The sequence below is a fragment of the Mucilaginibacter sp. CSA2-8R genome, from assembly GCF_038806765.1.
In the GTDB taxonomy this organism is placed as follows: domain Bacteria; phylum Bacteroidota; class Bacteroidia; order Sphingobacteriales; family Sphingobacteriaceae; genus Mucilaginibacter.
Map to the genome: position 1 here is coordinate 70473 of NZ_CP152389.1, position 16305 is coordinate 86777.

12 protein-coding genes and 1 tRNA gene are annotated in these 16305 nt (G+C 42.3%); 7 read left to right on the forward strand and 6 right to left on the reverse strand.

The genetic code is table 11. The annotated features are described in order from the left end of the window. Positions 1-13 precede the first annotated feature (13 nt). Positions 14-1669 (forward strand): alkaline phosphatase PafA, encoded by a 1656-nt coding sequence (pafA, locus tag AAGR14_RS00310; RefSeq protein ID WP_342646595.1) that lies wholly within the window; start codon positions 14-16, stop codon positions 1667-1669. An 87-nt stretch (positions 1670-1756) separates the two neighbouring features. On the opposite strand, the gene AAGR14_RS00315 is transcribed toward pafA, so the two are convergent. Beyond that, positions 1757-2611, reverse strand: a complete 855-nt coding sequence (locus tag AAGR14_RS00315; protein ID WP_342646596.1) for a hypothetical protein — start codon at positions 2609-2611, stop codon at positions 1757-1759. Between the two features lie 65 nt (positions 2612-2676). Between AAGR14_RS00315 and AAGR14_RS00320 the strand changes: the two genes are divergently transcribed. Next, positions 2677-3246, forward strand: a complete 570-nt coding sequence (locus AAGR14_RS00320; RefSeq protein ID WP_342646597.1) for a thiamine pyrophosphokinase — start codon at positions 2677-2679, stop codon at positions 3244-3246. Here the strand turns inward: AAGR14_RS00320 and AAGR14_RS00325 are convergent. After that, a complete protein-coding gene (locus AAGR14_RS00325; RefSeq protein WP_342646598.1) occupies positions 3243-3995 on the reverse strand; it encodes a LytTR family transcriptional regulator DNA-binding domain-containing protein in 753 nt (250 codons plus the stop codon). The genes AAGR14_RS00320 and AAGR14_RS00325 overlap by 4 nt on opposite strands. A 56-nt stretch (positions 3996-4051) precedes the next feature. Then, on the reverse strand, positions 4052-5164 hold the full coding sequence (locus tag AAGR14_RS00330; RefSeq protein ID WP_342646599.1) for a histidine kinase: 1113 nt from the start codon (positions 5162-5164) through the stop codon (positions 4052-4054). Positions 5165-5472: 308 nt separating this feature from the next. Between AAGR14_RS00330 and AAGR14_RS00335 the strand changes: the two genes are divergently transcribed. Both AAGR14_RS00335 and AAGR14_RS00340 read left to right on the forward strand, forming a co-directional pair. Continuing rightward, complete coding sequence (locus AAGR14_RS00335) at positions 5473-8637, forward strand: SusC/RagA family TonB-linked outer membrane protein (RefSeq protein WP_342646600.1); 3165 nt, start codon at positions 5473-5475, stop codon at positions 8635-8637. A 19-nt stretch (positions 8638-8656) separates the two neighbouring features. Next, on the forward strand, positions 8657-10171 hold the full coding sequence (locus tag AAGR14_RS00340) for a RagB/SusD family nutrient uptake outer membrane protein (RefSeq protein WP_342646601.1): 1515 nt from the start codon (positions 8657-8659) through the stop codon (positions 10169-10171). Between the two features lie 60 nt (positions 10172-10231). On the opposite strand, the gene AAGR14_RS00345 is transcribed toward AAGR14_RS00340, so the two are convergent. After that, positions 10232-11131, reverse strand: coding sequence for an LD-carboxypeptidase (locus tag AAGR14_RS00345; protein ID WP_342646602.1), 900 nt, complete (start codon positions 11129-11131; stop codon positions 10232-10234). Positions 11132-11172: 41 nt separating this feature from the next. Here AAGR14_RS00345 and metG point away from each other — a divergent pair, with 41 nt between their 5' ends. The 3 genes from metG to AAGR14_RS00360 all read left to right on the forward strand — a co-directional run bounded on the left by metG (position 11173) and on the right by AAGR14_RS00360 (position 14352). Then, positions 11173-13239, forward strand: coding sequence for a methionine--tRNA ligase (metG, locus tag AAGR14_RS00350; protein WP_342646603.1), 2067 nt, complete (start codon positions 11173-11175; stop codon positions 13237-13239). Positions 13240-13334: 95 nt separating this feature from the next. Then, entirely contained in the window at positions 13335-14123 is a 789-nt protein-coding gene (locus tag AAGR14_RS00355) for a hypothetical protein (protein WP_342646604.1), read from the forward strand. 157 nt (positions 14124-14280) lie between these two features. After that, positions 14281-14352: transfer RNA gene (locus AAGR14_RS00360), tRNA-Arg, on the forward strand. A gap of 88 nt (positions 14353-14440) precedes the next feature. On the opposite strand, the gene AAGR14_RS00365 is transcribed toward AAGR14_RS00360, so the two are convergent. Both AAGR14_RS00365 and AAGR14_RS00370 read right to left on the reverse strand, forming a co-directional pair. Beyond that, positions 14441-15988, reverse strand: a complete 1548-nt coding sequence (locus AAGR14_RS00365) for a bifunctional GNAT family N-acetyltransferase/carbon-nitrogen hydrolase family protein (RefSeq protein WP_342646605.1) — start codon at positions 15986-15988, stop codon at positions 14441-14443. Positions 15989-16098: 110 nt separating this feature from the next. Beyond that, the gene (locus AAGR14_RS00370) at positions 16099-16290 is read right to left on the reverse strand and encodes a cold-shock protein (RefSeq protein WP_342646606.1); all 192 of its coding nucleotides are present in this window, start codon (positions 16288-16290) and stop codon (positions 16099-16101) included. Positions 16291-16305 lie beyond the last annotated feature (15 nt).

Consider the following 16305-nt stretch of genomic DNA (forward strand, 5'->3'; position numbering starts at 1 on the left):
AACCATACTCAGTATGAACATCAAATGCCAGCTTTTAGCGGTTCTTGCTTTTACATCTTCGTTTGCTGTGGCACAAAAAGCCAAGCCAGCAGTCGGCACTTATACCTTAAACCGGCCAAAACTGGTGGTAGGCTTAGTAGTTGACCAAATGCGTTGGGATTATCTTTACCGTTTTAACGAACGTTACGAAGCCGGAGGCTTTCGCCGATTGCTGGGCGAGGGTTTTACCTGCGAAAATACCCACATTGATTATTTACCAACCGAAACAGGGCCGGGTCACTCTTGCATCTATACCGGTTCTGTGCCATCTATACACGGTATTGCTGCTAACAACTTTTTTATACAGGCCACGGGTAGGTACATGTATTGTGCCGAAGATACTACGGTGCAATCGGTAGGCTCTACCTCTCCGGCCGGCAAGATGTCGCCTCGTAACTTACAGGCGAGTACCATTACTGATGAGCTAAAAATGGCGACTAACTTTCGTTCTAAAGTAATTGGTATTGCACTAAAAGACCGGGGTAGTATTTTACCTGCAGGCCATACGCCTGATGGCGCGTACTGGTTTGATGATGCTTCGGGTAATTGGATTACCAGTACATATTATACCAAAAGTTTACCTGCCTGGGTTAATACGTTTAATAGTAAAAAGATGGTGAGCGCTTATTTGAGCAAACCCTGGAATACGCTATACCCGATAGATAGCTATAAACAAAGCACTGCAGACAATACCCCTTTTGAGGGCGCTTACCGCGGCGAAACGGCGCCGGTTTTTCCGCATAATATTCCGGCTATAAAGGGTTCAGATTATAGCGCTATACGCAGTAACCCTTACGGCAATACCTTTACACTCGATTTTGCCAAAGCGGCGATGGAGGCCGAGCGTTTAGGCCAGGGCACACAAACCGATTTTTTAGCCGTAAGCTTATCATCTACCGATTATATAGGTCACCAGTTTGGTCCTAACTCTATCGAAGCTGAGGATGTATATCTACGCCTCGACCGTGATTTGGCTGCGTTTTTCACTTATTTGGATGGTAAGCTGGGTAAAGGAAACTATACCGTTTTCTTATCGGCCGACCATGGTGCAGCTAATAACAGTACCTTTTTAAAAGAGCATAATATCCCGACTGGTTTGTTTGACGGCACTGCTGCAGTAAATGAGCTTAACCGCATTATTGAAAAAGAAGATGATATTAAACGTGCCGTATTAAGTTTTGACAACTACCAGGTAAACTTTAATAATGTAGCTGTTGCTGCCGGTAAAGGCAACACCGCTAAAATTAAGCAGGAGTGTACAGATTGGTTAAGCAAACAGCCGGGTGTACTGTATGTAGTAGATATGCAAAAGGCACAGGAGGCCAGCATCCCTGCTGATTTGCGCGAGCGTATCATCAATGCATATAATTCGGAGCGTAGCGGAAGCATACAAGTGGTGATGAAACCGGGATGGTATGCCAGCCGCAGCCGCACCGGCACATCGCACGGAGTTAGCTCACCTTATGATACTCACATCCCGTTAATTTTTATGGGTTGGGGCATACAGCATGGCAGTTTAAACCGCGACACTCACATGACCGATATTTCGGCTACGCTGGCCGCACTGTTACACATTCAGATGCCAAGCGGCTGCATAGGTAAGGTAATACCCGAAGCTTTAAAAAAATAAACTGATTATAAATTTTAACGGCCCTTCAAAATAATTGAGGGGCCGTTTTTGTATAAATTGATTTTATTTGAGGCGCAATAAATAACACTACCCGCCTTTAAAAAAGCGTTTTATTTTCTTAAAAATATCTTCTTTACGGGGCTTAGGTTGCCCGTCGTGGGTAAGCTGGTTATGGTAGTGATTTAAAAGCTCGCCGGCATAAGCTTGCTGCTCGGGTCCGGCTTGTTGCAGCTTTCTAATATAAGGCAGTACATTTTCCTGCAGCATGCTATTGCCCGATATGGTAAAATATTCGCTCCGTACTGCTTGCAGTTGGTTATTATTAATGGGCGGATGTCCGTTCTCGGCAAAGTAATCTGTTTGGTAAATATCCGGGTTGAGTTTTTTAAGCCGCTTGGTGCCCCTACGTTCGTTGCGCCAGGGGTGTTCACCGTTGTGCAATTGTGCAATCAGGTAATCTTTGTCCCAGATGGTAACCTGGTGCGACATTAAAAATCCCGATGTAGCATTTTCGAGTTTGGCTATGTTAAAGCCTTCAATAAAATGCTGAGTTGGTTGAGTTTTATAAACATCCGAACTGGTGAGCTTTACCTGTTGCCACTGCTGCGCGATAATCAAGTCAAAAATCTGGTTAAAAAAAGAACTGCTCGTCGGCTTGGTAAGCCACATGTCTTCCTGAAAATAGATAATGTATTTTTCTTTTATAGTGCTTTGCAGCAGGTAACGCAGCCGGTCGGCCCACTCGCCTTTGCCGGATTGTATATTGTTGAAGCCGGGCAGACTTACAGTCAGTTCTTCAGTCGCAAAATAGTAGTTGCAGTTGGTGTTAAAATCCCAATGCTGAGTAAAAAAATGATGAAACCCCGGGTATAAAAATTGGTACCGGTCGCACGTATGCACCAGTACGGCAAAGTTATGGGGTTGGGTTTGGCTGTAATTCATTTTATATTTGAACTCACATTATAAAGGCTGCATTAGCTGCAAACATAGTATAAACCCATATAAATATGTCATCTCATCACATTGTTCGCGAAAAGCAGGAGCCGGCGCTGTTAATTCTGAGCCTTGAAAACTTTGGCGACGAAGATTTGGGGCAGTTGCTGGAGTGGAGCCCAACCCTGATAGCTACGCTTCCGGTTGCCGAACAACTGGTAGTTTACGGCATCAAGGTAGACTTGATTGTTGCAAACCCTGTAAGTTATTTTGATCAATCTGATGTTAAATGGATACCTGTAGATGGCCAATCAAACTTGCAGGCAGGGCTTGATTACTTGTTAACGCAAGGCTATCCGGCGGTAAACATCATCACCGATAGGTTAGAAACAGACATATTTTCAGCGTACATTAATCAAATTAACCTGGTTATCTTTTACCAGGGAAAAAAAATTTATGCTATAGCATCAGGCTTTAGCAAATGGCGGCCTGCCGGCCAAGTGGTAGAGGTATTATCCTCTAACCAGGAAATTGCAGTGCAAAACCTCAAACTCACAGCACCTCAGCAATACCAAACAATAGCAGATGGCGTAACTGCATTTACATTTCAAAGTCCGCGCATCTTCATCAGCGAAGAATACTAAATATCAAACCGCTCGCGCAGCACATCGCCGTTGGAGCGGCTCGAGGTAAGCTTGCTGCCTGCTGTATTATCCATCACAAACACCAAAGCGCCGTTAAAGCCTTTTCTTATTTCTTTAATGTGCTCGGTATTAATAATGCTGCTGCGGTGAATGCGTATAAATGCTTCAGGTAGTTTCTCTTCTAATGTGGTAATGGTAAAATCGGTAAGATGTTTACGGCCGTCAGTGGTGTGCAGAAAAACATATTTGTCTTCAGCCTCAATGTATACAATGTCAGCGAGTTTAATGAGTAAAATTTTGTCGCCAATTTTTACCGTTAAGGTCTTCAGCTCTTTTTTAACAAACAACCGTTGCATCAGGGCCTCCAGCGGTAAGGCATGGACCGGTTGCTGCATGCTTTGCTGTAGCTTCTTCACGGTTTTGGCTAAACGCTCGGCTTCAATAGGCTTAAGCAGGTAATCTATAGAGTCCTCTTCGAACGCCTTAATGGCATATTGGTCGTAAGCGGTGGTGAATACTACTTTTGGTTGATGCTGTAAACGGCTTAACATTTCAAATCCGTTTAATAAAGGCATCTCTATATCTAAAAATATCAATTCGGGTTTCAATGCCTCAATTTGTTCTAATCCATCAGCGCCATTAACGGCTTCGCCTATAATCTCAAATTCTTCAAATGGTTTAAGCAAACGTTTCAGTCGTTGCCGGGCCAGCTGTTCATCGTCAATAATTAAGGTTCTCCAGGTTTTCATTAAATTATAATGGTGCGTTTGATTAATTATAAGAGTTATAAATTGCGTATAGTGGCTTAAAACAGGCAGGCGTTAATATAACCTAACTTGCTATGCTGGTTGGGTACTACGGTTAACGGTAAGCTGATAAATAATTGCTTTTGAGGGGTATTAATCAACTGTATCTCGTAATCATCGCCATAAATTAAAGCCAGTTTATCATAAGTGCTTTGTAACCCATAACCTAACTCTAACTCTTGAGGGAAGGGGCGGCCATTATCGGTTACCTCAATAATTAAGCGTTGCTGCTGTTGCCGCAAAGCAACATTTAAAATGCCATTTTGCGGTACATTTTGCAAGCCGTGCTTTAACGCATTTTCAACCAGGGGTTGAATCAAAAAACGTGGAACCAGGTGCTTGTTTAATTCATCGTGTACTGTAGTGCTAAAGTTAATGCGATCACCAAAGCGAATTTTCTCTATATCAAGGTAGGTGTTAACTATCTCCATTTCGTCGCATACCCGTGCCATATTTTGCTGTTGCGAGTTAATACTGTACCGAAATAGTTTTGACAGCTTTAAGGTCATCTCTTCGGCCCTGTCGGCATCCTCATGAATCAGGCTGGCAATAGAATTTAAGGAGTTGTATAAAAAGTGAGGGTTTATTTTAGACTGTAGCGTTTGTAGCTCTGCCTGTGTTTTTAATTGTTTAAGCTTGGCTATATCCAGTTCTGTTTCTTGGAGCCGGGCCCGCATGTTGGCCTTTTGTGCCATATAAAAATAAAATATGGTGCCTATAATCAATACAATAACAAACGTGAATTTATAGTCATCAAAATGCTTTAACGGAGTGTAAGTGGTTCTAAACAGCAGTGAAAGAATAAAGTAAGACAGCTCGATGCCCACAAACATGCCCAGCAGGTTGCAGGCATAGTATACCGCAACAAATTTCCAGATGTTTACTTTTTGGGGTTTGAGATAACGTTGGTATAAAATAACACTGTTGGTAATGCTCAGTGTGATAATGACACTGAACATAGTAGTAAGCAGTACATTTTTAACCGGCATGAGCCGGTTATTAAAAGCCGATTGCACGGCACTGATGCATATACCTATAACAATCCCAATAAGAGCATTTACCAGATTGATCCTGGCAATAGATCCGTTATGATAACTCAGTTCTGCTTTCATGTACTACAAAGCTCATTAAATATAGGCATTGTAGATATATAATTCGATGAATGGTAAAATATAAAGGATGGGTGGATATTTAAAAAAGGTTACAATTTGCTTAATTACTCTATAAAATGATGAGATGCATGATATTTCGAAGTAAATAATTTTTTAAATGAGTATTTTTAGAAAAAGAACACTAAATATTATAGATTTTTGTAAAAAGCTTTAGTGTTTAATTAGAAAAGTGTTAAAATTAAATTGAATAGTTGCCATAATTAAATAGTTTATCATAAATTGTTGCCAATTAACTAAACTATTAACTGATGAAACAAATTTTACGAAGACTTTTGTGGGTTTTTGTGATGATAAGCGCTCAGGCTTATGCTCAAACCCGAACTGTTACTGGTACAGTAACCAGTAAAACCGATGGTCAGCCGCTTCCAGGAGTAAGTGTGATGATTCAAGGTTCGAAATCCGGAACGCAAACCGGCCCAGATGGTGGATATTCAATTAAAGTTGCATCAGGACAAGCATTGATCTTTTCTTTTGTTGGCTTTGATGCCCAAATAGCAACACCAACAAGTGACAAGCTAAGTGTCGCCTTAACCGGAACTGCAAGTGCGTTAAACGAAGTGGTAGTGGTAGGCTACGGTACGCAAGTAAGGCGCGATGTAGTAGGCAGTATCTCATCGGTAAAAGGTAGGGATGTAGCACAACAACCGGTTCAAAATTTTCAACAAGCTTTAGGTGGCCGTGTTGCAGGTGCACAGGTAAACATTCCGGCTGGTGTATTAAACTCTACACCGGTAATCCGCATTCGGGGTACAAACTCTATTAATGGTAGCTCACAGCCACTTTATGTAATTGATGGTGTACCAAGCTTTAGCGGTAACAACAATGGTCAAACGGCAGCCGCGGGTGATGCTTTAGGTAGTATCAATCCGGAAGATATTGAGAGTATCGATGTAGGTAAAGATGCTGCAGCAACAGCCATCTATGGTAGCCGGGCAGCTAACGGAGTAATTTTTGTAACTACTAAAAAGGGCAAAAGGGGCAAAACAGTAGTAACGCTGGATAGCTGGATTGGAGAGAGTAAGCCTTTCCGTTTACCTAAGCTTTTGGGTGCAGCAGATTATACTGTACTTAAAAACGAAGGCTTAGTTAACGCAGGTACTTATCGCAGAACCGGAGCATCTAACGATTTATATTACGAAAACACCTTAGATGGTAACGGTAATATTGTTAACACTAATTGGCTCGATTTAATTTATAGAACGGCTACATCCTATAACAGTACAGTAAGTTTATCAGGTGCTAACGAGTCAACCAGTTACTACTTATCAGCCAACTGGAGCAAACAACAAGGGTTACTTGAAAAAAACGACTTTAACAGGAAGCAAATGCTGGCCAACTTTGATCATAAAGCCAGTAAAATTATTACTATAGGTGGTAAGCTTTCATACAGCAACAGTTTAAATACTGCTGCTACCAGTTCAGGCTCACAAAATGGTGAGGGCTTCGGTATTACAGGTTTGGGTCGTATTGGTTTAGTTTTGCCTCCAAACATCAGTCCATATAATGCTGATGGTTCTTACAATGTGAGCGGCAATACGCTGGGTTTAGCTGCTAACAGGGGTATAGGTGTGGGTTATTACAATATTGCACCTATTTTGGATTTAAACCGTTCTAACAACGAGTTAAATCAAATAGCATCCAACTTGTATTTACAGGTAAAGCCGTTATCGTGGATTACCTTTAAAACTCAGTATGGTATAGATTATTTGTACCGTAATGTCGACATATTTCAAAACCCAATACAAGGTGATGGTAACCCAACCGCATCAGCCACCGGAACATTCTTTAAAAATCAAAGATGGGTTTGGGATAATACTTTACAGATTGATCGCAGCTTTGGCGGTAAACATAACTTAAGTTTATTACTAGGTAACGAGCAACAACGTACCATTTCCAGAGGTTTTGGTATCAACCGTACCGTAATATCCGATCCTGCTTTCAATGTAATACAGGCTGGATTTGGTACTAACGTTCCGTCAGGATTAAACTATTCTGAAGATTATCTGGTGTCATTTTTTGGACGTTTAAATTACGATTTTGATAAAAAGTACTATTTAAGCGCCACTTTACGTCGTGATGAGTTTTCGGGCTTTGGTGCAAATAACAAAGCCGGCTATTTTCCTGGTGGTGCCATTGCTTACGAGATTGCCCGCGAGAAATTCTGGACTGCCATTAAGGCTGATAAACTATTCAGCAGCTTTAAACTGCGTGCCAGCTACGGTCGGGTTGGTAATTCAAATGCAATTGGTGCTTATGATTCTTACGGCCTTTATGCTACCGGATTATACAACGCAGGCGGCAGCTTGTATTTTAATCAAACCGGTAATCCTAACTTAAAATGGGAAACCATTACTAAAACAGATATTGGTGCAAACTTTGGCTTCTTGGATGATAGAATCACCGGTGAGGTTACCTATTACAAAAACGACATTAAAGATTTGATTCTTCCGGTGCAAACAGCCCCTTCGGCCGGTTTGCCGTCAAGCCCGGTTATAAACATTGGCTCTATGTTTAATAAGGGTTTTGAGTTTGCTTTAAATGCTGATGCCATTCGTGGTAAAGCGTTTAGCTGGAATACATCGTTTAATATTTCGTTCAACCGTAACCAGCTAACTGGTCTTGCTGATGGGCAAACCCGAATCTTAACAGCAACATCAGGTAGTGAAACAGCAAGTATAAGCGAAGTTGGTCATTCGGTAGGTAGTTTATATATTGTACGTACCGAAGGTGTAGATCCGGCAAGTGGCCGTCGCATATTTTTAGATGGCTCCGGACGCAGAGTTTTGTACAACCATGTACCTGCTGCCGGTCGTTTCCAGTGGGAGTATGAGGATGGTACAAGAGCACCTGCCATCACTCAAAGTGCTGATGCGGTTAATTACAAACAAACAGCACCCAAGGCTTTTGGTGGTTTTAACAACACATTCCGCTATAAGAGCTTTGATCTAAACGTTTTATTAACTTACCAGATTGGTGGATATACTTACTATGGTACAAATGCCGGACTACATGACCAGCGTTTTTGGAACAACACCACAGATGTATTGGACCGCTGGACAACACCTGGCCAAATTACCAGTGTACCACGTTTAGTGGCAAGTGATAACGTATCAAATGGTTCTACATTGCCTATCTCAGCTAACGTATTCAAAAATGATTTCATCAAAGTAAAAAGCTTCAATTTTGGATATACGCTGCCAAAATCGGTATTAAACAAGGTTGGTCTTTCAAACTTGCGGTTCTATGTAACCGGGTACAATCTTTTATTTATTACCAAATATCCGGGTTCAGATCCTGAGGTGTCATCTAATGGTGCCGGTAGCGGACAATCTTACAACACTGCACAAGGTATTGACAGAAATTCGGCAGCTAATCAACGTACGTTCACCGCAGGATTTACCGCTAAGTTTTAACGCTTAAAGTAATTAAAAGATGAAAAAGAAATTTTTAACGATCATATTAGGTATTGGAGCCCTCGTTATGAACTCCTGCCAAAAAAGTTTATTAACACCTGAAAATCAAACACAGGTATCAGATGCTAATGGACAGCCATTTAGCACAGCGGGGCGTATTAAAAGCCAGGTACTGGCTTTATATGCTTCGGGTTTAAGAAATTATTATTCAGCGCTGTACGGTGGGCGTTACCAAGTTTACCAGGAGGTTAAGGCCGAAAACTGGCTTAACTTATCGCAAAATGGTTTTACTGCTTACAACACATGGTCTCAAAACGTAACAGCCACTACAGACGAGGTGCAAAACGTATGGCAGCAGTCATATTATGCTATCAATTTGGCTAATCTTTTTATTGAAGGTATGGGAAGCACTGGTAGCACTACACTGGGTGATGCCAATTTATCGAACAATTATATTGGCGAAGCTAAATTTGTGAGAGCATTGTCTTACTATTCTTTGCTGCAATTGTATGCACGACCTTATACTGAAAATAATGGCTCAAGTCCGGGCTTGCCTTTGCGGTTAAAAGGTAATTCATCTTATCAAAATTTTGATCTGGCCAGAAGCACCGTAGCTCAGGTATATACTCAGATTTTAAAAGACCTGGATGAGGCAGAAACCCAGGTGCCTTTAACTTACAGTTCGGCTGCTGATAATACCACCCGTGCACACCGCAATACCATTATTGCGTTAAAAACAAGGGTGTATTTAACCATGGGCCGCTATAATGATGTAATTACTGAGGCTAACAAGATAGTAGGTACCAGTACGTTCACTGCAGCTGCTGGTAGCGCCCCTGCCGGTCGTGTGGCTAATGCTCTGCAACCCAATATTGTAAACGTTTTCAGGTCGCCGTATACCACTACTGAGTCAATATTTTCAATACCTTTTGTGGCCGGTACCGAAAATCCTGGCACTCAAAACCAGTTGGCCTATTATTTTTATCAAAATGCCAGCGTTGCCGGTGTTGCCGAGTATTATTTAAATCCTTTGGGTGTGATAGCTGATCCGAATTGGAAAGCAACTGATGTGAGAAGAACTGGTTTGTTGTTTACAAACACCTCAACCGGAAGGGTTTACATTACAAAGTACAATCAGCCAAGTCCGTATCCGGATTGGGCACCAGTAATGCGTTATGCCGAGGTATTATTAAATTTAGCTGAAGCGCGTGCCCGTACACAAGGAGTAGATGCACAAGCTATCGCACTATTGAACGCTGTACGTGGCCGCTCGGACGCCAGTACCGTTTTTACGGCAGGCAGTTTTGCTAACAGCACTGCGCTGGTAAACGCTATATTACAGGAAAGAAATATTGAATTTTTAGGCGAAGGTTTGCGCAATACTGACTTAATGCGTACACTGCAAACCATACCGGCCAAAATAAGTACAAACGGAACTGTGCTAGTTCAGGCTATTCCGCCGTCAGATCCAAGATACATTTGGCCAATCTCTAACAGCGAGTTATTAAATAATAAGTTAATCACAAATAACTAATACTGTGTAATTAAGTAGTTTTCAATGACCGGCCCTTATCAAAAGAGCCGGTCATTTTTTCTATAAATAAGTTATAGTTGAATCAGTTTGGCTCACAACTAACTGCACCTCTTTACCAAATACCATGGCCCAGTTATCTGCCACATGTCCGGCCGGAAAATCAAAGCAAACCGGATAATTATAGTCATTAACTAAAGCTTTGATAATTTCATAAGCAGTTTGGCCGAAGAGGATATCATTATCTTTTACATCGGTAAATCCGCCTACTATTAAACCGGCTAGGTTAGTTAGTTTGCCGGCGCGTTTCAGCATATACATCATCCGGTCAATGCTGTATAAGTATTCGCTTACGTCTTCAATAAATAAAATCTTACCGTCGTATTCATAATCAGACACCGATCCGGCTATGGATTGCAAAATAGCCAGGTTGCCGCCAATTAATGTGCCTTTAGCCGAGCCCAGTCGGTTCAACGGCTGTGCAGAAAACTTATAGCTAACGGTTTCGCCAAATAATACCTGCCTTAAAGTTTCAACCGAAGCCGCTGTACCATCCGGGATATTAATAGGCATTTGCCCATGAATAGTGCACAAATCAAAGTTTTGAGACAGGTGTGCATGCAATACCGTAATGTCGCTAAAGCCAACAACCCATTTAGGGTTAGTCTTTAAACGGTCAAAATCTATAAGGTCTACTATGCGCACTGTACCATAGCCGCCACGGGCCGCAAAAATGGCCTTGATGCTGTCGTCGTTAATGTATTGCTGTAAATCCTGTGCACGCAATTGATCGGTGCCAGCAAACTGGTGATGTTCGGCATTGATGGTTTGGCCCAATACCACCTCTAAACCCCAGCTTTGCAGCAGGGCAACAGCATCATCCATAGGTTTGGGTAGTTTTTTGGCCGGACATACGATGGCCACACGGTCACCTTTTTGCAGATATGGGGGAGTTATGCTCATAATTGAATTATCTTTGCAAAATATAAAAACCGGATTACATTTTGGAAGCTCAAAAATATAAACGATATACTATAACTGCGGCATTGCCTTATGCCAACGGACCTAAACATATTGGTCACTTAGCCGGTGCTTACATTCCCGCCGATTTGTACGTGCGTTACCTGCGCCTTAAACGCCGCGATGTAGTGTTTGTATGCGGGTCTGACGAGCATGGTACCGCAATAGCTAACCAGGCCATGAAAGAAGGTACCACGCCAAGGGCTATTATTGATAAATACCACGAGCTGATTAAATACTGCTTTAATAAACTAAACATCTCCTTTAATATATACCACCGTACCAGCGAGCCCCTGCACCACGAAACAGCGCAAGAATTTTTTAAGATATTAAATGATAAAGGCGATTTCGAAGAGCGCGAATCTGAACAATATTTTGATGAGCAGGCGGGTGTTTTTTTGGCCGACCGCTATATTGTAGGCACCTGCCCGGTATGCTCAAACGATAACGCGTACGGCGACCAATGCGAAAAGTGTGGAAGTTCGTTAAGTCCTGAAGAACTGATTGACCCACGCTCAACCCTGAGCGGTAACAAACCTGTTTTAAAGCCAACTAAGCATTGGTATCTGCCGCTTAACAAATACGAAAGCTGGCTGCGCGAGTGGATACTGGAAGGCCACGCTGCAGACTGGAAAACCAACGTTTATGGGCAGTGCAAAAGCTGGATTGATGGTGGCCTGCACCCCCGTGCGGTAACACGCGATTTGGATTGGGGGATAAAAGTGCCTGTTGAAGGAGCCGACGGTAAAGTGTTATATGTTTGGTTTGATGCGCCGATTGGCTATATATCGGCCACTAAACAATGGGCTTTAGATAACGGGCAAGATTGGAAATCGTACTGGCAGGATCAGGAAACCAAGCTGGTACATTTTATTGGTAAAGATAACATCGTATTCCATTGCATCGTGTTTCCGGCCATGCTAAAGGCACATGGCGAGTTTATACTGCCCGAAAATGTGCCGGCCAATGAATTTATGAACCTCGAGGGCGATAAAATGTCGACCAGCCGTGGCTGGAGCATCGAGATGCACGAGTACCTGGAGGATTTCCCGAACCGGGTTGACGAACTTCGTTATTACCTCACGGCGATTGCACCCGAAACCAGCGACAGCGAGTTTACCTGGAAAGATTATCAGGCGCGGGTAAATAACGAACTGGTAGCCATTTTAGGTAACCTGGTAAACCGGGTAATGATACTGATGCACAAGTTTTTTGAAGGCAAAATTGAAACTACCGGTGCTGCGATAACTTTAACGGATGCTAACTTAAAAGCAGAGCTGGACCGTTTATACGACGAGTTGGAGCAAAGTTTTGAGAGTTACAAATTTAGGCAGGCACAACAAACGGCGATGGAGATTGCTCGTTTGGGTAACCGCTACTTAACCGAGCAGGAGCCCTGGAAAACTATTAAAACTAATCCTGAAGGTGCCCGCGAAGCATTACATAACTGCCTGGTGCTGATGGGGCATATTGCTACCTGCATACAGCCGTTTATGCCGGGCACTGCTCAAAAGATATTGAACATGCTAAACTGGTCTGGTGATACCGTTTACTTTGACGAGGAACTGGTATTTGAGAACGGCCACCAGTTAAATGCGGCAAGTTTGTTATTCGAAAAACTGGAAGATGAGGTGATTGAGCGGCAGGTACAGAAACTGATTGCTAAAAAGGCAGCATTAGAAACTGCGGTAGAAGAAGCCGCACCTAACCTGGTACCTGCTAAAAGTAACATCAGTTATGAGCAGTTTGCGGCGATGGATATCCGTACCGGCACTATTTTGACTGCCGAAAAGGTAGCCAAAACCAAGAAATTATTAAAGCTTACGATTGATACCGGCCTCGACCAGCGTACCGTAGTATCAGGTATTGCCGAATACTTTGAGCCGGAAACTGTTATTGGTAAACAGGTGAGCATTTTGGTAAATCTTGAACCGCGCGAAATTAAAGGTATCCTATCACAAGGAATGATTTTAATGGCGGAGAATGCCGAGGGTAAACTTACTTTTGTTTCGCCGGGTGAGGGCATGCACAATGGGTCGGTAGTGCGATAAGAAATACAGTGAAAAGATAACATAAGATTAAACCAGGGCGGTATATTTTAGTCTAAAAACCAATTTATATTAGACCTGCTTTAATCTTATTCACTATGAAAACATCTTTCCTGTCTGCTCTGGGTTTACTAGTGCTTGCACTGGCATCATGCAGTACTTATCAGGTTAACGTCCTCAGCAGTACCAACACTACCAAAGACGACAAAACCGGCGTTTTTAACTTTGAGAACGACTCAGTTAAAATCACTTATTCCTTTTCGGGTAACAACGCTCCGGTGAGCATACAGGTGTTTAACAAAATGGATAAACCTTTGTATGTGGATTGGCAACGCTCGGCTGCTATTATTGGCAATGATGCCGTTAGCTATATGCCTAATCAAGTAAATATTTCGGGCCGATACGATGGACAGACCTACAGCTGGCAAAGCCGGCCAAGATCAGCGGTAAGTAATTACAGCAGCACATCAGGTACTATTAGCGCGGTAGCCGATTTACCTAAAAACACTACCTTTCTGCCGCCCCATTCACAAGCCGGTAATGTGCCCATTTTGTTAACCAAAGATCGTTTTCAGTTACCGGATAGCGGCTATCGTAAAGAAAAGATTAACCTTTTTGATGGTAACAGCAGTATGCGGGCCGAAATACAGGTGGCCGATTTTATGAAAGATAATTCGCCGCTAAAATTTAAAAGTTATTTAACTCTTTATACCCAGGATGGCAGCGTAGTAAAACCGATGGCTTACCAGCACGAGTTTTATGTTTCAAAAATTGTAAACATCAACACAGAGCCTTACTACTTACCCGAGTTTCAACGCCAGCGTGGCGACTTCTTTTTAAACGCTAAGCTCCCGCAAACATCCACTGCGGCAACAACAGCAAATTAAAAGGATATCACAGATATAAAGCATTTACTTGCAGGTGTAAAATTTATCTTTTGGAATACTGCTCATGTAAGCGATGTAGCATGGCAACACAAAAGATATTTTTTAGTTGATTGCATACTCATGCAAAATTTGCATTTTTGCAGGGTTACTGCATTAGGCCCCTGTAGTTCAACGGATAGAATAGAAGTTTCCTAAACTTTAGATATGGGTTCGATTCCCGTCGGGGGTACCGGTAAAGGGAAAGACGTTTTCAAATGCGTTCTTTCCCTTTTTTGTGAGATATGTACGGCAGTTAATATAAACTGAACATTTTTCAGTTACCTTCTGCTCTTATTAACAATCTTGTAGATATCTAATCTGCGGTCTTTCAGATTTCGTACGGCTCCAAAACTGTGTAGCTCTTTCAGTAGGTCTACGTCAACATCTGCAATCAGCGTGGTTTCGGTGTTGGGTGTAGCTTCTGCTTTAATGCCGTTACTCGGAAAAGAGAAATCGGAAGGTGTAAATACGGCCGATTGTGCATATTGTATATCCATGTTGTGCACCTTGGGTAAATTGCCTACGCTGCCTGCTATGGCTACATAACATTCATTTTCGATGGCGCGGGCCTGTGCGCAACTCCTAACACGGGTATATCCATTTTGGGTATCTGTCATAAACGGAACAAACAAAATCTGCATTCCCTGCTCGGCCAGCAGGCGTGGCAGTTCCGGAAACTCAACGTCGTAACAAATCAAGATGCCAATCTTGCCACAATCGGTATCAAACGTTGTAATCGCATCGCCGCCAACCATACCCCAGGCACTTTGCTCGGCTGGCGTTAAATGAATTTTGCGGTACATTTCGTACGATCCATCCCGGCGGCATAAATAGCCCACGTTCTGCAATACACCATTTTCAAGGTAAGGCATACTCCCTGTAATGATGTTAATGTTATAACTGATGGCATAATCAATAAACTTATCCCGTAAAGGGATGGTGAAGTCGGCTATTTTGCGCATGGCTTCGGCTCCGCTCAAATGGTTATAATCGGTCATCAGCGGTGCATTAAACAGCTCCGGAAACAATACAAAGTCGCTTTGATAATCACTAATCACGTCTACAAAGAACTCAATTTGCTCGCACAATGATTCCAGGTTAGGAAACGGTCTCATTTGCCATTGTACCAGGCCCAGGCGGATAATTGATTTTTTAGAATTGATGTGTGCAGCCTCTTCGTTATAATAAATGTTATTCCACTCCAGCAATGAGGCATATTCTAACGATTGTGTATCACCCGGCAAATAACCCTTCAAAATTTTTCTGACGTGGAAGTCATTAGCCAGTTGAAACGACAGTGTTGGGTCATGTATTTCTTTACCCTTTACTTTTTCAAGATAAGCTTTGGGGCTAAGTTTATCAGAGTAATCTTTGTATTTAGGTATGCGTCCGCCAGCAATAATGGCCCGCAGGTTATACCTTTCACATATTTCTTTCCGCGCATCGTACAATCTTCGTCCTATCCGCATCCCTCTAAAATCGGGGTGTACAAAAAAATCAATGCCATATAAAACATCACCTTTGGGATCATGCGTCGAAAAGGTATAGTTGCCGGTAATCTGCGCGTAGGTATGCGTATCGCCAAACTGATCATAATCAACAATTAAAGATAACGCACAGCCCGCTATAGCTCCATTCACCAAAATGCAGATTTGGCCTTCCGGAAACAGCTCTATCAATTTGCTGATGTGGGTTTCTCCCCAAACAGAGGCACCTTCCCATTCGGCATAGGCTTCCATCATCGATGATTTTAAGCCCAGATAATCATCCTTGGTCAGGGTTCGCAATTCTATTTTGAGATCTTCATTTTTTATTTCTTTTTCCATTTTATTGATCGTTGTTTGGCTGCTTTGTAAACAGCCGGATGCAAAAACCTGTGTAAAAAAAAAGCATCCTCTTTCTCAAGAGGATGCTTTTCAATGATTTATATAGTGTGTTAAACTAATTTTACATTTACGGCATTAGGTCCTTTACGACCTTGCTCTACGTCGAAACTAACAACACTGTTTTCGCGAATGTTGTCAATCAGACCGGTTGAATGAACAAAGATCTCGCTGCCACCGTTACTTGGGGTGATAAAACCGAAACCTTTAGTTTCATTAAAAAATTTTACTGTTCCTTCTTGCATTATATTGTTATTAAT